Annotated in this window: 14 protein-coding genes, 2 pseudogenes and 1 riboswitch; of the genes and pseudogenes, 7 read left to right on the top strand and 9 right to left on the bottom strand. The window is 62.8% G+C overall.

The window, feature by feature from the left end; genetic code table 11:
* Positions 1-164: 164 nt before the first annotated feature.
* Positions 165-2,141 carry a threonine--tRNA ligase gene (thrS, locus tag ACWUKX_RS24265; protein ID WP_456009402.1) on the top strand — a complete coding sequence of 659 codons (1,977 nt, stop codon included), beginning with the start codon at positions 165-167 and terminating at the stop codon, positions 2,139-2,141.
* 118 nt (positions 2,142-2,259) lie between these two features.
* Positions 2,260-3,197, top strand: a pseudogene (locus ACWUKX_RS24260) (lysophospholipid acyltransferase family protein).
* A gap of 52 nt (positions 3,198-3,249) precedes the next feature.
* Here ACWUKX_RS24260 and ACWUKX_RS24255 read toward each other — a convergent pair.
* The gene (locus ACWUKX_RS24255) at positions 3,250-4,215 is read right to left on the bottom strand and encodes a hypothetical protein (RefSeq protein WP_456009401.1); all 966 of its coding nucleotides are present in this window, start codon (positions 4,213-4,215) and stop codon (positions 3,250-3,252) included.
* A 157-nt stretch (positions 4,216-4,372) separates the two neighbouring features.
* Here ACWUKX_RS24255 and ACWUKX_RS24250 point away from each other — a divergent pair, with 157 nt between their 5' ends.
* Complete coding sequence (locus ACWUKX_RS24250; protein WP_456009400.1) at positions 4,373-4,957, top strand: nitroreductase family protein; 585 nt, start codon at positions 4,373-4,375, stop codon at positions 4,955-4,957.
* Positions 4,958-5,566 carry a flavin reductase family protein gene (locus tag ACWUKX_RS24245; protein WP_456009399.1) on the top strand — a complete coding sequence of 203 codons (609 nt, stop codon included), beginning with the start codon at positions 4,958-4,960 and terminating at the stop codon, positions 5,564-5,566.
* 56 nt (positions 5,567-5,622) lie between these two features.
* On the opposite strand, the gene ACWUKX_RS24240 is transcribed toward ACWUKX_RS24245, so the two are convergent.
* A complete protein-coding gene (locus tag ACWUKX_RS24240) occupies positions 5,623-6,237 on the bottom strand; it encodes a TetR/AcrR family transcriptional regulator (protein ID WP_456009398.1) in 615 nt (204 codons plus the stop codon).
* A gap of 131 nt (positions 6,238-6,368) precedes the next feature.
* On the opposite strand from ACWUKX_RS24240, the pseudogene ACWUKX_RS24235 reads away from it, so the two are divergent.
* Positions 6,369-7,827, top strand: a pseudogene (locus ACWUKX_RS24235) (MFS transporter).
* A gap of 61 nt (positions 7,828-7,888) precedes the next feature.
* On the opposite strand, the gene ACWUKX_RS24230 reads toward ACWUKX_RS24235, so the two are convergent.
* On the bottom strand, positions 7,889-8,770 hold the full coding sequence (locus ACWUKX_RS24230) for an HpcH/HpaI aldolase/citrate lyase family protein (RefSeq protein WP_456009397.1): 882 nt from the start codon (positions 8,768-8,770) through the stop codon (positions 7,889-7,891).
* A gap of 3 nt (positions 8,771-8,773) precedes the next feature.
* Positions 8,774-9,253, bottom strand: coding sequence for a MaoC family dehydratase (locus ACWUKX_RS24225; protein ID WP_456009396.1), 480 nt, complete (start codon positions 9,251-9,253; stop codon positions 8,774-8,776).
* A gap of 214 nt (positions 9,254-9,467) precedes the next feature.
* On the opposite strand from ACWUKX_RS24225, the gene ACWUKX_RS24220 reads away from it, so the two are divergent.
* Complete coding sequence (locus ACWUKX_RS24220) at positions 9,468-10,589, top strand: DUF2336 domain-containing protein (protein WP_456009395.1); 1,122 nt, start codon at positions 9,468-9,470, stop codon at positions 10,587-10,589.
* A 162-nt stretch (positions 10,590-10,751) separates the two neighbouring features.
* Here the strand turns inward: ACWUKX_RS24220 and parE are convergent, their stop codons facing one another.
* The 4 genes from parE to gcvT form a co-directional block, all read right to left on the bottom strand.
* Positions 10,752-12,803, bottom strand: a complete 2,052-nt coding sequence (gene parE, locus ACWUKX_RS24215) for a DNA topoisomerase IV subunit B (protein WP_456009394.1) — start codon at positions 12,801-12,803, stop codon at positions 10,752-10,754.
* A 228-nt stretch (positions 12,804-13,031) separates the two neighbouring features.
* A complete protein-coding gene (gene gcvP / locus ACWUKX_RS24210; RefSeq protein WP_456009393.1) occupies positions 13,032-15,842 on the bottom strand; it encodes an aminomethyl-transferring glycine dehydrogenase in 2,811 nt (936 codons plus the stop codon).
* Between the two features lie 16 nt (positions 15,843-15,858).
* On the bottom strand, positions 15,859-16,227 hold the full coding sequence (gene gcvH / locus ACWUKX_RS24205) for a glycine cleavage system protein GcvH (RefSeq protein ID WP_065009623.1): 369 nt from the start codon (positions 16,225-16,227) through the stop codon (positions 15,859-15,861).
* A 5-nt stretch (positions 16,228-16,232) separates the two neighbouring features.
* Entirely contained in the window at positions 16,233-17,351 is a 1,119-nt protein-coding gene (gcvT, locus tag ACWUKX_RS24200; RefSeq protein ID WP_456009392.1) for a glycine cleavage system aminomethyltransferase GcvT, read from the bottom strand.
* 148 nt (positions 17,352-17,499) lie between these two features.
* A riboswitch (glycine riboswitch) is annotated at positions 17,500-17,586 on the bottom strand.
* Between the two features lie 164 nt (positions 17,587-17,750).
* Here gcvT and ACWUKX_RS24195 point away from each other — a divergent pair.
* The gene (locus tag ACWUKX_RS24195; protein ID WP_456009391.1) at positions 17,751-18,752 is read left to right on the top strand and encodes a hypothetical protein; all 1,002 of its coding nucleotides are present in this window, start codon (positions 17,751-17,753) and stop codon (positions 18,750-18,752) included.
* Between the two features lie 44 nt (positions 18,753-18,796).
* On the opposite strand, the gene ACWUKX_RS24190 is transcribed toward ACWUKX_RS24195, so the two are convergent.
* Positions 18,797-19,603, bottom strand: a complete 807-nt coding sequence (locus ACWUKX_RS24190) for a molybdopterin-binding protein (protein WP_456009390.1) — start codon at positions 19,601-19,603, stop codon at positions 18,797-18,799.
* Position 19,604: the final 1 nt, after the last annotated feature.

Raw genomic sequence — 19,604 nt, 5'->3', positions numbered from 1 at the left:
TCGGCCATTCGCCTTTACGGCGCGAAAATCTGCCCATAAAAGACTGCCGCCGGACGTATCCGGCTTTTTACTTTTGCATGTCGTTGGCCAAAACTGCTGCACAGTTTTGGGCGACATGCATTTCACCACCCGCGCTCGTTTGCGGGACTGGATAGGAGAGTTTTATGCTGAATTCCGTTTCCCTGACATTTCCCGATGGCTCCGTCCGCGACTACGATGCGGCGATGACCGGCGCCGGCCTGGCGGAGTCGATCTCGAAGTCGCTGGCCAGGAAGGCAGTCGCCTATTCGATCGATGGCGTGCTGCGCGATCTTTCCGACCCGCTCGGCAAGTCCGGCAAGGTCGAGATCATCACCCGCGAAGACCCGCGCGCACTGGAGCTCATCCGCCATGACGCAGCGCACGTGCTGGCCGAAGCCGTGCAGGAATTGTGGCCGGGTACGCAGGTGACCATCGGCCCGGTGATCGAGAACGGGTTCTACTATGATTTTGCCCGCAACGAGCCGTTCACGCCCGACGATTTCCCGGTGATCGAGAAGAAGATGCGCGAGATCATCGCGCGCAACAAGCCGTTCACCAAAGAGGTCTGGTCGCGCGAGAAGGCGAAGAAGATCTTTGCTGACAAGGGCGAGCGCTACAAGCTGGAACTGATCGACGCCATTCCCGAAGATCAGGACCTCAAGATCTATGCGCAGGGCGACTGGTTCGACCTCTGCCGCGGCCCGCATATGGTCTCGACCGGACAGATCGGCAGCGCCTTCAAGCTGATGAAGGTGGCCGGCGCCTATTGGCGCGGCGATTCGAACAACCCGATGCTGACCCGCATCTACGGCACGGCCTGGGGCGATCAGGCGCAGCTCGATGCCTATCTGACCATGCTGGAGGAAGCCGAAAAGCGCGACCACAGGAAACTCGGCCGCGAGATGGACCTGTTCCATTTCCAGGAGGAGGGGCCGGGCGTCGTCTTTTGGCATGCCAAGGGCTGGAGACTGTTCCAGAACCTGGTCAACTACATGCGCCGCCGCCTCGACGAGCAGGGTTATCAGGAAGTCAATGCGCCGCAGGTGCTCGACAAGAGCCTGTGGGAGACGTCAGGCCACTGGGGCTGGTACCGGGACAATATGTTCAAGGTGACGGTTGCCGGCGACGACACCGACGACGACCGGATGTTTGCACTGAAGCCGATGAACTGCCCCGGCCACGTCCAGATCTTCAAGCACGGGCTGAAGTCCTACCGCGATCTCCCGGTAAAACTTGCGGAATTTGGCAATGTGCATCGCTATGAGCCGTCCGGCGCGCTGCATGGGCTGATGCGCGTGCGCGGCTTTACCCAGGACGATGCCCACATCTTCTGCACCGAGGAACAGCTCGCCGACGAGTGCATCAAGATCAACGACCTGATCCTGTCGACCTATGCCGATTTCGGCTTCGACGAAATCACCGTCAAGCTGGCGACCCGCCCCGAAAAACGCGTCGGCACCGACGCGATGTGGGATCATGCCGAGGGCGTGCTGCAGGACGTGCTCGACAAGATCGCGGCGCGGTCGGGCAACCGGATCAAGACGGGCGTCAATCCGGGCGAGGGCACGTTCTACGGGCCGAAGTTCGAATATGTGCTGAAGGACGCCATCGGCCGCGACTGGCAATGCGGCACCACGCAGGTCGATTTCAACCTGCCGGAACGGTTCGGCGCCTTCTACATCGGCTCGGATTCGGAAAAAAAGCAGCCGGTGATGGTGCATCGCGCCATCTGCGGTTCGATGGAGCGCTTCCTCGGCATCCTGATCGAGAACTATTCCGGCCATTTCCCGCTATGGTTCGCACCGCTGCAGGTGGTGGTGGCGACGATCACCTCCGATGCCGACGATTACGCGCAGAAGGTCGTCGCGCAGTTGAAGGCGGCCGGACTGTTGGCGGAAGCCGATCTTCGCAACGAGAAGATCAACTACAAGGTCCGCGAGCACTCGCTGGCCAAGGTTCCGGTCATCCTCGTCTGCGGCAAGCGCGAGGCGGAGGAGGAGACGGTCAATATCCGCCGGCTTGGCTCGCGAGATCAGGAGTCGCTCAGCCTTGGCCAGGCGGTGGCAACGCTTACGGAAGAGGCCGTGACGCCCGACCGCAAGCGCAAACGAGCCGCCTGAGTTCATCCAGATCATCGGGAAATGGCGGTGGAGCGATCCACCGCTATTTTCACATGCCGCTATTTCACATGCCCGCTATTTTCATATGCTTGTCATGCCAGCCTTGTAACGAGCCCTCATGCTCAAGCTGAAGATGCGCGAAAGACCGTTTCCCGAGCTTTCTTACGCCGGTCCGGATCAACCGGCTTTGACGCGCTGGTTCATCCATTCCATCGAAGGCCTGTCTGGCCGCGATCGCTTCGCGGCCCTCTATGACTCTTGGCGCCGCCATGTGGTGCCGGCCGGCGAGCGTGTGTTCAGCCGCATGCTGGAGCTGATCGATGTCCAGGTGCGGACCACCGGCCAATGGCCCCCGGCAAAATTGCCTGATACGCCGCTGGTGATCGTCGCCAACCATCCGTTCGGCATCGGCGACGGCATTGCGGTGCTCTCGCTGGCCGAGCAGCTTCAGCGGCCGTTCCGCGTCATGATCCACAAGGATCTGCTCAAGATCCGCGAGATGGAGCCCTATTCGCTGCCGATCGACTTTTCCGAGACCAAGGACGCGCTCAGGAATAACATGGCGGTGCGCCATGAGGCGGTGCGGCTGCTGAAAGAGGGCTCATCATCGTCATCTTCCCCGCGGGCGGCGTCGCCACCGCGCCGAAAGGTTTTGGCCGGGCGCGCGATCTGCCGTGGAAGATGTTTCCGGCCCGTCTCGTCCAGGATGCCAAGGCATCGGTTGTCCCAATGCACTTTTTCGGCCAGAACGGCCGGCTATTCCACCTGGTGAGCGGACCAATGAACATGGCCGAGCGTGACGGACGCGTGGCGAAGTTCGTCGGCAGGGCTTCGCTAACGCTGCGCATTTCCCTACTCATCCACGAATTCGCGCGGCTGTCGGGCAAATCGATCGACGTGCGCATCGGTGACGTGTTGGGACGGGATGAACTGGAGCCGCTGCGCGACCGCAAGGCTTTGCTCGACCGCCTCCACCGCGGCGTTTTCGATCTGGCACCGGCCGAAGCGCGCGGCCGCGGCCAGTTTCTGCCGCGACGCCTGCGCAAGGCGGCCTGATCGGCAAATCATAGGCTGCTGGACCCGAATCTACACGGCAGTGTCCGGACGGTTAGTCCGCGCCTTCCTCGGGATCCATCGCCGAGGCCTCCGTGGCCAGAACCTCGATTTCCTTGTTCTGCCCGGCCACGACGGTAAAATCCTTCTGGTAGATGCGGTCGCGGTTCTTGGCGATGATGGTGTAGTCGCCTTCGGCAAGCACCATCGAAGCAAAGGCGCCAACGGTTTCCTTGATGGGATCGCCGGATTCGTTGAGCAACGACCAGGAGGTGTCGGCGATCGCCTCTCCACCCGGCTCGCGTACCAGCTTCATGGTCATCTCCGCCGCACGGTGCTCGACGGCCGCTTCGGTCAGCTTGCCGGCTTCGACGCGGATGTCGGAGCGGATGACCGCATTCACCGAGCCATAGGTCGAGACGACGTGGTAGACGCCCGCGTTCAGCCGCACGACGCTGTTCGGCTCGACATCGGGTATGATCAGGGCGCGATCGTGATTGGCCTCGGCTTGGCCTTCATAGATCGAAAACCGCAGTTTCTTCGGCGGTATGCGCACCCCGCCCGACAGTACCGCATCGAGCTTGAGCCCGCCGGCATCGAGCACGAGGCTTTCGCGCTTGGCGTCGTTGCCGACGGTGATGCGCTTGGTGGCGCCGGCCCGGCCGTAGGAGGCATGGACCAGATAGCTGCCGGGCTCGAGCTGGAACACCGCGCTGCCGCCATGGGCGGAAGCGACCATCGGCAGCTTGCCGTCGCCGGTGGGTTCAGGCTTGAAGACGCGCCAGACGATGCCGCGCGTGATGTCGGCACCGTTGTCGGTCAATTGCGCCGACAGCGTGATTGCCCCACTGCTCCCCGATGCCAGCGGCATCTCGCTTTTCGGAGGCGCATAGCTCGAAATTCCGGGAAGTTTCAGATCACCGAGGCCGTCCGCATCCTGCGCGACCGCAAGCGAAACCGGCACCATGAACAGTGCGGCAGCGAGCCAGATCAGGAAAAGACGCAATGTCCCCTCAAACATGCCTTGCGTTGAAGCCCAAGGCGGTGGCAATTTCAAGGCTTAAGAGTCCGATCGGCTTCTGCTAGATGGCTCTTTATCCGGCGCGCCGCGCCAATGCCCGAGCCGCCCGATGTCCCGATGGTGCGCTTCAGCTCAAATTCCAAGGAGACTTGCGCCCATGGCGTCGCCGATCATCGACTTTCTGCTGACCCGAAATTCCGCGCCGATCCCGGAGTTGAAGGAACCGGCGCCCAGCGACGCTGACATCGCAACGATGATTGCCGCCGCGTCGCGGGTGCCGGACCACGGCCGGCTCGAGCCCTGGCGTTTCATCCTCTACCGGGGTGAGGCACGCGTCGAGATCGGCAAGAAGCTGGCGGCCCTTGCCGCACAGCGCGAAGGGCAGCTGCCAGAAGGCCGCCATAACCAGGAACTGGCGCGCTTTTCACGCGCGCCCCTGGTGATCGGCGTGGTGTCGAGCCCGAAGGAAAATCCAAAAATCCCACAATGGGAGATGTTCCTGTCGGGCGGCATGGCGGCGATGAACCTCATGATATCAGCCAATGCGCTGGGCTATGGCACCAACATGATCAGCAACTGGTATTCCGATGTGCCGGAGGGCAGGGCGATCCTGGGGCTGGCGCCGCATGAGCGCGTCGTCGGCTTTGTCCATATCGGTTCCTATCAGGGGCCGGCGCCGGAGCGGCCCCGGCCTGATCCGGCAAAGCTCTATGCCGACTATGCAGGGCCGTGGGTGGGCTGAATGTTCTACGAGCCGGCAAAGGGGCATGGGCTGCCGCATGACCCGTCCAAGGCGATCGTGGCGCCACGGCCGATCGGCTGGATCTCGACGGTGAACAAGGCCGGCGAGATCAACCTCGCCCCCTATTCCTTCTTCAATGCTTTTTCGACGCGGCCCTTCATCGTCTGGTTTTCGTCCGAAGGCGAGAAGGACAGCGCTACCTTCGCCGAAGAGACGGGCGAGTTCGTCGCCAACCTCGTCAGCCGCGATCTTGCTGAAAAAATGGTCCGCACGGCGGTCGATGCGCCGCGCGGCGTGGCCGAATTCGACTATGCCGATCTCACAATGGCGCCGTCGCGTCTGGTTGCGCCGCCCCGCGTCGCGGCAGCGCCCGCGGCGCTTGAATGCCGGGTGACGGAGATCTTGCGGCCAAAGGCGCTGGACGGGACGCTGACCAGCGCCGTCGTCGTTGCCGGCGAAGTCGTCGGTGTGCATATCGACGATGCATTCCTGAAAGACGGCATCTTCGATATCGCCAAGGCGGGCAATGTCGGCCGTCTCGGCTATATGGACTATGCCAGCGTCAGCGAAATATTTTCGATGCGCCGGCCTCGCTGGGGAAAGGATTAGAACCTGATCCCCGATGGAATCGGGTGGAACTCTAGCCTTTGGTTAGGAGGCATGCGTCAGCGATCGCTTCTCTTGGTCATTGCAACAATCGTCTCGTAAAGTTCGTCCTGCGCCTGTTGAGCGGTGATTTCTCCTGTCGCGGCAGCATTGGACAAGGTGTCGGCTGCGCCTAACATCGCCCAAAAACCGGCCTGCACGATCCCCCTTGGCCCTGTAAACGGGGCCAACGCCTTTCGGCACCTCTCGATGAAATCCAGTTGGTAGTCCCGCTTGACGGTCTCCAGTTCGGGCGAGCCTGCCAGCGCGGCCAGCACGCCGGGGATCTCACGGCCCTGGGCCAGCACGCATTCGACGTAGGACGATGCGATGACAGAAGCTTTCTCCTCCAAACCCGGAGCGCTTCCTTCAAGGGCGGCGTCGATCAGCGCCGTCTGGCGCGCGTCGAAATCCTGATAGAGGGCGGTCAGCAAACCGTTGCGCGTCCGGAAATGGTCATAGACCACCGGCTTGGCGACACCGGCCTGTTCGGCTAGGCGCGGCAGCGTCAACGCGTCGGTGCCTTCTTCGCGAACCAGCCACCTCGCCACCTCAAGGAGCTGGCTTAGTCGCTGCTCGCGACTGAGACGAACGCGTCTCTGCGTGGCTTCCCTATTTTTCGCTGTGCTTGACATGGCTATGTACCAAAAGTAACTTACCTGAAGTATATAGAGTTCGCTCTTCGATCGCAACCATCCGCCGGCCTTCCGCCCGGCGGCCGAAGCGGCACGCCTCGCTTGCCGTACGCAGAGGATTTGTGTGCCTTATGACCGATACTTCACTTGCACGCCCGACCGACCGCAGGGCGTGGTTGGGCCTCATGGCCGTCTTGCCCCTGGTCCTGCTCGTAGCTATGGACGGCTCGATACTCTATCTCGCTATGCCGCGTGTGACCTCGGCCATCACGCCGACCGCCGACCAAGCACTTTGGATTCTCGACATCTACGGTTTCGTGGTTGGGTCGCTGCTGATCGCCTTCGGCAATATCGGCGACCGTTACGGGCGGCTGAAGCTGATCATGATCGGCGCGGTGGTCTTCGGTGCTGGATCGCTTGGCGCAGCCTATTCGCTAACCCCTGAAAGCCTGATCGCCTCACGCGCCCTTATGGGACTGGGCGGCGCGACACTGTTGCCGTCCGGGCTGGCGATCGTGAGCTCCCTATTCCGATCCGCGAACGCGCGCTCGGGCGATCGGTATTTTCGCGGCGACTTTTGCGGCTGGTTTCGCCATCGGGCCCGTCATCGGCGGGCTGCTATTGCGGCAATTCGAATGGGGCGCCGTGTTTCTGATAAATGTTCCCGTCGTGATCGGCTTCCTGATCTCTGCACCGGTACTGCTGCAAGAGGTGCGTTCGACTAGCTACGGGCGAATCGATCTCGTGAGCCTCATGTTGTCCTTCGCAGGTATCCTGTTGTTCACATATTCGCTCAAGAGCGCGGCGGCCCATGGCTTCACGCCGACACTGTTGACCATCGGGATCGTCGGCATCCTTGCCCTTGGGCTGTTCGTGCGCAGACAGAGCAGGGTTGACTACCCGCTGCTCGACCTGGACCTATTCCGAGACCCCATTTTCTCCATCGCCATCTTAACCGGCCTTCTCACGCTGGTTGTCTGGTCGGCTACCGGATATCTGTCGGGCATCTATCTGCAATCGGTGCTGGGTTTTGATGTTTTCAATGCTGCGCTGCTGACGCTGCCGGGCGCGACCGTGCTGACGGCGACTTGCGTGGGCACCGCTCGCATCGTGGAGCGGATAGGCCGCAAAACTGCCCTTGTTGCCACACATCTGCTCATCAGCGTCGGCGTCCTCCTGCTGCTGTTCACGACCACCGAGGTCGGAATCGCGGCCTTCATCGCCTCGACCATGATCGCTGGCGTCGGATATGGGTTATCCTTTAGCCTGGTGGCCGAGATAGCAGTGTCGGCCGTTCCTGCCGAACGAGCCGGTGCGGCGAGTTCGATCGCCGAGACCAGCAACGAACTGGGCAACGCGCTGGGAATTTCCCTGCTCGGATCGTTGGCCGCGCTGAGCTTCCGGCTGTTGGGTCCCGGCGTGGCCGGCACGCTCAACGAAACACTCGATCAGTCGGACCCTGAAATTATCGTGCGGGCCAACGAAGCCTTTCTCACTGGTTTACATGTCGCGGTCGGCGCCGGCGGTCTGCTGACGCTTGCAACTGGCATCATCGCGTGGCTCTGGCTGCCGAGAAAGTTACCCGAATGACCTCTGCTGCCGGCGAGTTATAGGACACCCCAAATTTGGCATATCCCGCAGAAAGCCCGCTCTAGGCCGGAATCCCTGCCGCTCTGGCTCGCGCCAGAAGCCGCTCTGCCAGCCGCAGATGCGGCCGGTCGTACATTTTGCCATCGATGCCGACGACGCCGGGATTTTCAGCCGCCTCGAATGCCTGAACGATCGCCAGGGAGTGTTTCACCGCCGCGGTCGACGGCGTGAAGGCAGCGTTGATGACCGGCACTTGCGCCGGATGGACTGCCATCTTGCCGGTGAACCCGTCGCGCTCTGCCTCGGCGCATTCCGCCTCGAAGCCGGCCATGTGGCGAAAGTGCGGAAAAACCGTGTCGATCGCCGCGACTTCCGCGGCAGCCGCGGCAAGGATGGTCATGGTGCGGGCGAAGCGGAACACATCGGTGTAGCGGCCATTCTCGTCGCGGGCCGTGCGCGCACCGATTGCTGCCGAGAGGTCTTCCGCACCCCAGGTCAAGCCGACAAGCCGCGCGCTTGCGTTGGCGTAGGTCGCAGCCGCCAGCACGCCGGCAGCTGTTTCGGTGATGATCGGCAGGATTTTTATCTCACCATCCGGCAGCCCGCTTTCGGCCTCGTGCACCCTGAGCTTTGCCGAGAGATGCTGGACATCCTGTCCGCTATTCGACTTCGGCAGCATGATGCCGTGGGGTTTCACCGGCACGAGCGCCGCCAGATCGTCATCGGTCAGGTCGGTCGAGAGATCGTTGATGCGGACATAGATCGCGGATCTGGTTTGATGCCTGTATTCGGGGATGAAGCGTGCGGCGATATCGCGTGCCAAGGCCTTGTTTTGTGGCGCGACCGAATCCTCGAGATCGACGATGACCACGTCGGCGCCGGCGCCAAACGCCTTTTCCAGCTTCTTTTCGGAATCGCCTGGAACGAACAGCAGCGAGCGCATCGGTCAGGCCGCCTTCTTCTTCATCATCATCGCCTGCCTTGTGCATTTGGCGACGAGCACGTCGTTCTGATTGTAGGCGCGGTGCTCGAATTCGACGATACCGCGGTCCGGCTTCGACCTGGAGTCGCGCACCGACACCACCGTCGTCTCGACGCGGATGGTGTCGCCGTGGAAGACCGGATGCGGAAACACCGTCTCCTTCATGCCGAGATTGGCGATGGTGGTGCCGACGGTGATGTCGTTCACCGAAATGCCGATCATCAGGCCCAGCGTGAACAGCGAATTGACCAGCGGCTTGCCCCATTCGCTCTTGGCGGCGAAGTCGAAATCGATGTGCAGCGGTTGCGGGTTCAGCGTCATTACCGAAAACAGCATGTTGTCGCTTTCGGTGACGGTTTTCCGCAGCGTGTGCCGGAAGACATGGCCGACGACGAACTCTTCCAGATAAAGCCCGGCCATGCTCGATCTCCTCCGCTGCCACATCGGCCTGAAAATCGGAATCGATGTTCGGAAAGCACGATGCGAAGATTCAAAGTGTTAGAGCGTACTTCTGTGCGTCCGCTCTAAGGGGTTGATAGGCGCTGCATACCGCGCTCGCAAGCCAGTTAACAAACATGGTGAACCGTTCGTAAACCATTTCTGCCTACGGTCTTCACTGGGGCGGGAACGGACTCGGGTTAGGGGCGTAGCGGACGGCATGGTTGTTTCGCATTTCCTGAAATGGATCTACACGGCCAAGGTTTCGGAGCGCGCCGCTGCGGCAGGCGCTCTGGCTCGCGCCTACATCAATGCCGATCTGCCTTTCGAGGATCGCTGCGCGGCGGAGGCCGCGCTGACGCTGCTGCTCGACGATGCCTCGTCGAAAGTGCGGCTGGCGATTGCAGAAGCGCTGTCGATGAGCCATCACGCGCCGCTGCAGATCATCAGCGCGCTGGCGTCCGATCAACCGGAAGTTGCAAGTCTGGTGCTGGCACGTTCGCCGATGCTCACCGATGCCGATCTGATCGACCGCGTTGCCGGTGGCCAAAAGGCGACGCAGAAACTGATCGCCGATCGTGCGCGCGTCTCGATGGCGGTCGCCGCGGCGATCGCCGAAATCGGCGAGCCGGAAGCCTGCGCCACGCTTCTCGCCAACAGCGGTGCCGACATCGCTTCGCTCAGCTTCCGCCGTATCGCCGAACGCCATGGCCATCTACCTTCGGTGCGCGAAGCGCTGATTTCCGATGCGCGCCTGCCTGCCGACTGCCGGCATATGCTGCTGATAAAACTTGGTGAAACGCTTAAAGGCTCGCCGCTGGTGGTGGCGCTGATGGGCCGTGCCAGAACCGAGCGCGTCATGCGCGACGCCTGCGTCAAAGCTTCCATGACGCTGATCGAAGGCACGCGCCAGGAAGAACATGCGGCGCTCATCGAGCATCTGCGCCTGCGCGGCGACCTGACAGCAAGCTTCATCATTCGTACCATCGCGCATGGCAAGGTCGACTTCTTCGGCTCGGCGCTTGTCGCGCTCAGCCAGCAATCCGAACAACGGGTGAGGGCGCTGCTGGCCGGCGGGCATGACGTGGCGCTGCAGGCGCTGTTCCGCAGCGCCGGCCTTGCCGCGGCCACGCACGCGATCATCCTGCGCGCGCTAAAGATCTGGCGCGAGGTTGCCAATGGCAAGCGCCTCGCCGGCGTCCAGGAAGTGAGCTGGCTAATGCTGAAGGAATTGGGCGGGCAGTCCGCCGAAGGCGATCTCGCCGGATTGGTCAAATCGATCCATCTCGATGCGCTGCGCGAAAACGCGCGTGGCCATGCGCTGGCGATCGCTGCGGCTTAGACCTTCGCGAAAAATCCGGGAAATCCTCGATCGCGGCGATAATCCGCAGAGAGGCTGCGATCTACGACATGTCGGCCGCCTCGCTTCGCTCGGTAATGCCAGCCACATACTGCCTTGCAACAGTGACGGCCGCCCGTTTGCGGTTCGCCGAGCAGAAGACGCTCAGATGTCCAGCACTTCCGTCTCGGCAAACTCCGCACGTTCCTGGATGAAGCGGAAGCGGGCTTCCGGCTTGGTGCCCATCAGCGCGTCGACCGCATCCTTGGTCGCCGCCTCGGCCTCGATAACATCGACCCTGAGCAGCGTGCGCTTTCTCGGGTCCATGGTGGTTTCCTTGAGCTGGGCGGCCATCATTTCGCCCAACCCTTTGAAGCGGCCGATTTCGACCTTGCCGCGCCCGGTGAACTCGGTGCGCAGAAGTTCGTCCTTGTGCGCATCGTCGCGGGCATAGGCGACCTTGCCGCCTTGCCGGATCGAGTAGAGCGGTGGCACCGCCAGATAGAGATGGCCGCCGCGGACCAGGCTCGGCATCTCCTGATAGAAGAAGGTGATCAGCAACGAAGCGATATGGGCGCCGTCGACGTCGGCATCTGTCATGATGATGACCCGGTCGTAGCGCAGATCCTGATCGCGGTACTTCGAGCGTGTGCCACAGCCAAGCGCCTGGATCAGGTCGGAAATCTGCTGGTTGCCGGCAAGTTTGTCGTTGCCGGCGCTGGCGACGTTGAGGATTTTGCCGCGCAGCGGCAGCACCGCCTGGCTGGCGCGGTCGCGCGCCTGTTTCGCCGAGCCGCCGGCCGAATCGCCCTCGACGATGAAGAGTTCTGCGCCGGCCGCGGCATTCTGCGTGCAGTCGGCGAGCTTGCCGGGCAGCCGCAGCTTGCGCACCGCGCTCTTGCGCGAGACTTCCTTTTCCTGGCGCCGGCGCACCCGCTCGTCGGCACGCGCGATCACCCATTCGAGCAGCTTCGAAGCTTCCTGCGGATTATCGGCCAGCCAGTGATCGAAGGGGTCGCGGATGGCGGTCTCGACGATCCTGATCGCTTCGATCGTGGCCAGCCTGTCCTTGGTCTGACCGACGAATTCCGGCTCGCGGATGAACACCGACAGCATGCCTGCCGCTGAGATCATGACGTCTTCCGACGTGACGATCGAAGCACGCTTGTTGCCGACCAGATCGGCATAGGCACGCAAGCCGCGCGTCAAGACATTGCGGAAGCCGGCCTCGTGCGTGCCGCCTTCGCCGGTCGGAATGGTGTTGCAGTAGGAATTGAGGAACCCGTCGCCGCCGAACCAGGTCACCGCCCATTCGAGCGAACCGTGGCCGCCTTGCCTGTCGCTTTTACCGGCAAAAATTTCGCGGGTGACCTGGAATTCGTCGCCGAGCGAGGCTTTCAGATAGTCCTTGAGGCCACCGGGAAAATGGAACTCGGCCTTAGCCGGCGTCGTGTCCTTCTCCCTGATCAGCGACGGATCGCAGGTCCAGCGGATCTCGACGCCGCCGAACAGATAGGCCTTCGAGCGCGTCATGCGGTAGAGCCGCGCCGGCTCGAATGCCGCACCCTTGCCGAAGATCTGCTCGTCGGGATGGAAGCGTATCCTGGTGCCGCGCCTGTTATGCACCTCGCCGAGTTGCTCCAGGCCGGTCACCGGAACGCCGCGCGAAAAACGCTGGCGATAGAGCTGGCGCCCGCGCGCGACCTCGACCTCGAGATGGTCCGACAGTGCGTTGACGACGGAGACGCCGACGCCGTGCAGGCCGCCCGAGGTTTCGTAAACCTTGCTGTCGAACTTGCCGCCCGAATGCAGCGTCGTCATGATGACTTCGAGCGCCGGCTTCTTGAATTTCGGATGCGGATCGACCGGAATGCCGCGGCCATTGTCGGTCACCGCCAGATATCCATCGGCCGAAAGCTCGACATCGATGAAGGTCGCGTGGCCGGCGACCGCCTCGTCCATCGAATTGTCGATGACCTCGGCGAACAAATGGTGCATAGCCTTGTCGTCGGTGCCGCCGATATACATTCCGGGCCGCCGCCGCACCGGCTCCAGCCCTTCCAGAACCTCGATGTCGGCGGCGCTGTAGCTCTCGCTGCCGTCGCGGGATGCCGGGCGCTTCGCCGCCTGCACCAGCGGGTCGGCCGGGCGAGCGGTGGCGCGAACCGGTTGCGACTGCTTGTCCATAGTGCCGAAAAGATCGTTGTTGTCGTCCATGCTGGTCCTGGATTGCGATGCTGCGAATCACCATCCGATACTGCCACGCTTTTTGCGGGCAGGCGACGGAGGTTCCTGTTACGTTCGAGGATAGGGCTTTTACTGCAAAACCATCCGGCAACCAAGCGGCGGAAATGGGTCGAAACTCCGGCCTTCAGGGCGCATCAGCCACCCTCATTGCGTGTGCGCGGGAAATGAGGGGGCAGTCTGCGTCGCAATCGGCTGGTTCTATTCCGCCGCCCCTAGATATTCCGACAGCGGCGGGCAGGAGCAGACAAGGTTGCGGTCGCCGGCGACATTGTCGATGCGCGACACCGGCGGCCAGTATTTGGCTGATGTGTCGGCATCACCGGCGGGATAGGCCGCCTCCAGGCGCGAATAGGGATGGGTCCACTGGCCGGCCAGCGCCTCGGCCGCGGTATGCGGCGCATTGACCAGCGGATTGTCAGCCAAGGGCCATTCGCCTTTCGCCACCTTGGCTGCCTCGCCCGATATCGCGATCATCGCCTCGCAGAAGCGATCGAGTTCGCTCTTGGGCTCGGACTCGGTCGGCTCGACCATTAGCGTGCCGGCCACCGGAAACGACATGGTCGGCGCATGGAAACCATAATCGATCAGCCGCTTGGCGATATCGTCGACGCTGATGCCGGAGCTCTCCTTCAGCACGCGGGTGTCGAGGATGCACTCATGGGCGATGCGATCGTGCCTGCCCTTGTAGAGGAGCGGGAAGTGCGGCGCGAGCCGCGTCGCCACGTAGTTGGCGGAAACGATCGCCGTCTCGGTCGCCTGCTTGAGGCCGGAAGCGCCCATCATGCGGATATACATCCAGGTGATCGGCAGGATCGAAGCGCTGCCGAACGGTGCGGCCGACACGGCATGGCCCGAGCCTTCGGTGACGTGGCCGGGCAGATAAGGTCTCAGATGCGCCTTGACGCCGATCGGGCCGACGCCGGGACCGCCGCCGCCATGCGGGATGCAGAAGGTCTTGTGCAGGTTCATGTGGCAGACATCGGCGCCGATGTCGCCGGGGCGAGCGAGGCCGACCAAGGCGTTGAGGTTGGCGCCGTCGAAATAGACCTGGGCGCCATGCTCGTGAATGAGGGCGCAGAGGTGGCGCGCGCCTTCCTCGTATACGCCATGCGTCGAAGGATAGGTGAACATAAGCGCGGCGAGATTCTTGGAATGCTCATTGGCTTTGGCACTCATATCGTCCATATCGATATTGCCATCCTCGGTGCAGCGCACGACGACGACGCTCATGCCGGCCATCGCCGCACTCGCCGGATTGGTGCCATGCGCGGATGACGGGATCAGGCAGACGGTGCGGTGGCCTTCGCCGCGCGAGCGGTGATAGCCGCGAATGGCGAGCAGCCCGGCATACTCGCCCTGGCTGCCGGCATTGGGCTGCAGGCTGACCGCATCGAAGCCAGTGATCTCCGACAGCCAGCCTTCCAGTTCGCCGACCATCGCGCGATAGCCTGCCGAATGCCCGGCCGGCGCGAATGGATGCAGATTGGCGACGCTTGGCCAGCTCACCGGCATCATCTCGGCGGCGGCGTTGAGCTTCATCGTGCAGGAGCCGAGCGGGATCATGGCGCGGTCGAGCGCCAGGTCCTTGTCGGCCAGCCGGCGCAAGAAGCGCATCATCTCCGTTTCCGAGTGGTTTTCGTGGAAGACCGGCTGGCTGAGAAACGCCTTACCGCGTGGCTTGCCCGGAGTGGTGCTGGTGCCAGCAGCGCCTGCCTTGGCGCCGAACAGTGCTGCAATGGCGTCCAGATCGGCATCGGTCGAGGTCTCGTCGAAGCTGATGCCGATGTGGTCGGCGTCGATGACGCGCAGCAATCGGCCGGTCTTTTCAGCAGCGGCGGCGATCGCGCCGGCTCTGCCTTTCACTCCCACCGTCACCGTGTCGAAGCGGCTTGCGCCAAGCACCGAAATTCCTGACGCGGTGAGACCGGTCGCCAGCCGGTTGGCCAATGAATGGATTCGGCCGGCAATCGCCTGCAGCCCGGCAGGGCCATGCCAGATCGCATAGGCCGTCGCCATGTTGGCGAGCAGCGCCTGCGCGGTGCAGATGTTGGAGGTCGCCTTGTCGCGGCGGATGTGCTGTTCGCGCGTCTGCAAGGCGAGACGATAGCCCGGGCGGCCCTTGCTGTCAGTGGACTGGCCGACAAGACGGCCGGGCATCAACCGCGTCAGCCTGTCGGAAACAGCGCAATAGGCGGCGTGCGGCCCGCCAAAGCCCATTGGCACGCCAAAGCGCTGCATCGGGCCGACGGCGATGTCGGCGCCAAGCGTAGCCGGCGCGTCGGTCAGCGTCAGGCCGAGCGGATCGGCAATGAAAACGACCAGCGTGCCGGTGGCGCGGGCCTTCTCGATTACCGCCTTGTGGTCGCCATAGACGCCAAACGTATCAGGCCAGGAGACCAGCAGAGCGGCGGTGTTGTCGTCGATCGTGTCGCCGTCGACCTCGATGCCGAGGGGCTCGGCGCGGGTGCGCACGACGTCGAGCGTCTGCGGGTGCGGCGTGCCGGCAAGCGCCACCTTGGTCCGCTTGTCGCGATGATGGCGCAACGCAATGCCGACCGCCTCGGCCACCGCCGTCGCCTCGTCGAGCAGCGAGGCCGACGCCACCGGCAGGCCGGTCAGCTCAGTGACCAAGGTCTGGAAATTGAATAGCATTTCGAGCCGGCCTTGGCTGATCTCAGCCTGGTAGGGAGTGTAAGCCGTATACCAGGCCGGGTTCTCGAACAGATTGCGCTGGATGACCGGCGGCACGTGGACGCCGTGGTAACCGGCACCGATAAAGCTCTTCAACACGGTATTTTTGGCCATCGTCGCCGAAAGCTCGGCCAGCGCCTCCGCTTCGCTCGCCGGGGCCGGCAAAGCCAGCGGCCGGTCGAGCCGGATCGATCTCGGCACAGCCTGGCTGATCAGCGTCTCGACTGAGGGAACGCCGATCGTCGCCAGCATGGCTCTGACGTCATTGAGGCCGGGGCCAATATGGCGGGCCGAGAAGGCGTAGGGTGCTGCGGTCATCTTCCTGGTCCTGCTTTCAACCAATATGGGCTTTGTAGGCGGTCTCATCCAGGAGACCTTCGAGTTGGCTTTCATCGGCCAGCCTCATCTTCCACAACCAGCCGTCGCTGGTCGCCGCCGAATTGACCAAAGACGGGTCCGACGAGAGCGAAGTGTTGGCCTCGGTGATCTCGCCGTCGACCGGTGCATAGACGTCCGATGCCGCCTTGACGGATTCGACCACGACGGCCGTATCGCCCTTGGCCAGCTTTTTCCCAAGCTCCGGCAATTCGACGAAGACGAGATCGCCGAGTTGCTCCTGCGCGTAGTCGGTGATGCCGACGGTGGCGATACCGCCTTCGACGCGGAGCCATTCGTGATCTTCGGTGAAATAGGTTTTTGCCATGAAGTTCATCCTTTGCGGTAGCGATGGGGCGTGAAGGGCAGGGGACTGATATCGACCGGGATTTTGGTCCCGCGAACGTCGGCGAAGAGTTTTGCGCCAGGTTTGGCCAGCGACGTCTGCACGTAACCCATGGCGACCGGATGGGCGGCCGAGGGGCCGAAGCCGCCGGAGGTGACGTGGCCGGCGGGATTGCCGTCGGTGTCGAAAAGGGCAGCGCCGGTGCGCACCGGCTGGCGGCCTTCCGGCTTCAGTCCAACGCGTTTCTGCGCCGGGCCGCGCTCCAGGATTGAACGCAATGCGTCGGCGCCGATGAAAGCGCCAGAGGCGCGAACCTCCTTTGGGATCGCCCACATCAGCCCGGCGCTGGTCGGGTCGATCTCAGGCGTGATGTCCAGCCCGTGCAGGCACAGCCCCGCTTCGAGCCGCAGGCTGTCCCGGGCGGCCAACCCAACCCACATCACGCGCTCGTCCTCGAGCAGCTTGGCGACGAGATTTCGCGCATCCGCTTCCGGCAGGCCGATCTCGAAACCGTCTTCACCGGTATAGCCCGACCGGCTCATGAACCAGTTTTCGCGGGGCTCAAAGCCGTGCATGAACAGCAGCGAGCCGGTCTCGATGCCGGCGCGGGACAGGGCGGCCCAGGCTTCAGGCCCCTGGACCGCCAGGAAGACGCGGTCGAGTGCATCGATCTTGGCATCAAAATCCCCCTTTGCCTCAACATCCAGGGCAAGCCCACGAAGGTGCTTTTCGTCGGCTTCGGCATTGCCGGCATTGGCGACGACCATGAAGCGTGCCTGGCCGAGCCTGGTGACGATCAGATCGTCGAGGATGCCGGCGGCTTCATTGAGAAAGAACGTGTATTTGGACTGGGAAACTTCAAGCGCGCCGGCGTCGAACGGGCAGGCACGATTGAGCAGTGCTTCAGCGCCCGAGCCACTGATCTCGAACAGCTTCATGTGCGAGATGTCGAACAGGCCGGCATGCTCGCGGGTATGAAGGTGCTCCTTCATCACGCCGGCCGGATAGGTCAGCGGCATCGACCAGCCGGCGAACGCGCCAAAGCGCGCACCGGCGGCCGCGTGCAGGTCTTCGAGGGGAAGGTGTTTGGTGTCGTCGCCCGTCATGTCGTCTCCAGAGTCGCACGCAATCGGCCGCGAGTGGCGACCAGTCCGTGCCCCTCTGTCTGAAGCCTGAGAGACTCGCGCCCCGTAACTCTGTCGGCAGCGCTTACACCTTCGGCGCGGGGGCAAGCCCCGACTTTCCAGAGTGTCTTTCCCGTCTACGGTTCTTTTGCCTGAGAGATTTCGGGCGATTTCCCCTTCGGCGGCAGCTCTCGCTGCTCTCTCCCGCAAACAGGTAGGACTCAATTTGAGCCCTCGACTCGCCATCCATAGCCTGCGGGCGACACCTTGTCACCTGCCAGCGACACCTTACCGACAAGTCTTCGCTAACCACGCGGTTTGCCGGTTTCTCAACGAACTCCCGATATATTGGGTCCAAACGACGTTCGGACGGGGAACGAAATGGGCGAATTAACGATGAGCGCGCCTGTGGCCGGGCTGACCTCGAAAAATCGGATCACAGCGGAAGACGTGGTCATGCTGCGCCGCGACGTGTTTGGCGACGGCGTGGTGACGCGCGGCGAGGCCGAGGCGCTGTTTGCGCTCGACGCAACGGCCAAGGACAAATGCGCGCAATGGCCTGTTTTTTTCGTCGAAGCTGTGACCGACTTCATCGTTCATCAGGAAAAGCCGGCGGGCTATATCTCGCAGGACAATGCCGACTGGCTGGTCCGAGCGATTTCGCGCGACGGCATGGTCGATAGCCGGACCGAACTCGAATTGCTGGTGCATGTGCTGGAAAAGGCGAAATCGTCGCCGAACGGGCTTTGCGTCTATGCGCTGGCGCAGGTCGCCAATGCCGTTCTGGACGGCAAGGGGCCGCTGATGCACGACGGCAAGCTGGTTCCCGGCCTGATCGCCAAGGCGGAAGTCGAGCTTCTGCGCCGCATCCTCTATGCCCATGGCGGCGACGGCAACATCGCGATCACCCGCGCCGAGGCCGAGATGCTGTTCAAGATCAATGAGCGGACAGCGGCAGCCAACAACGATCCGTCATGGAATGATCTGTTCGTCAAAGCAATCGCCAATTTCGTCATGTGCTCGGCCGGCTACGAAGCGCCGATGCGCGACGTGGCGCTGCGCCGGGATTCTTTCTTCGAGCAGGCGGAACCGGAGATCGGCAGTTTCTTTGGCCGCATGGTATCGGGCGGCCTTGCCGGCATCATGGAAGCCTATCGCGCGCCGGGCGATATCGAATCCGAATGGGAATCGAAGAACAAGGCAGCCGAGGCACTGGCCCGCCGCGCCGAAACCATCGACGCCAGCGAGGCGAAGTGGCTGGCTGAGCGCATCGGCCGCGACCGGCCGCTGCGCGAGAACGAGCGCGCGCTGCTGACACTGATCGAGCATGCCTCGCCGGAAATCCATCCGGTGCTCAAACCGCTAATCGACAAGGTCGCTTGAGCAAAAGCACTAAAACACTGATCGGAAATGGCGGAGCTATGGCCTCAAATGCCGCCGTACCAGTCGTAGCCATTGTCCTCCCAGTAGCCGCCCCTGCCGCCGCCGATATTGGCGAAACCGTCGACCAGTTCGATCTTGCGGAGATATTTCGGCATCTTGTAACCGATCTGGCGCTCGACGCGGACACGCAGCGGCGCGCCGTTCTCGACCGGCAGCGGCTTGCCGTTCAAGCCATAGGCAAGGATCGTCTGTGGGTGACGGGCATCGATCAGGTCGATCGAACCGTAATATTTGATGGCGCCTGACAGGCTGCGGTCGATCGTGTCGAGGCAATGAAACATCACGTAACGCGCCTGCGGCTTGACCACCGCCTGATCAAGCACCAGCGACAGCGGCGTGCCGGTCCATTTGGCGATGCAGCTCCAGCCTTCGACGCAGTCGTGGCGGGTGATCTGGGTGCGGCTTGGCATGTTCATCAGCTGCTCGCGCGTCAGCGACAGCGGCTTTTCGACGAGGCCGGAAACCTCGAGCCGCCAGTCGGCGAAATTGTTGGCGAGCAGGCCCTTGTAGACATCGTCGTCCGGCGCGGTGACGCCGTTCGGCCGCTGCGGCTGGCGAATGTCGGCTTCGGTGAATTCCGGCGCCAGCGAATCGCCGGCAAGCAGGCGTTGTGCGCGCCAGGTAAGGCCGTTGGCGCCTTCGAGGAAGCTGCGCAGGCCGTCGCCCACGCCAAGCTGGCTGTCGAAAGCATCGCAACCCGACAGCATGATGCCGGAGACGCCGAGGCTGGCCGAGGTCAGGAATTTTCTTCGGCTTATCTGTAGTTTGGGGCTGATCTCAAACTTCGCCATC

Source organism: Mesorhizobium sp. f-mel, from assembly GCF_053850215.1.
The sequence above is the reverse complement of the archived record's forward strand: the minus strand, read 5'-3'. Positions and strand labels throughout refer to the sequence as shown.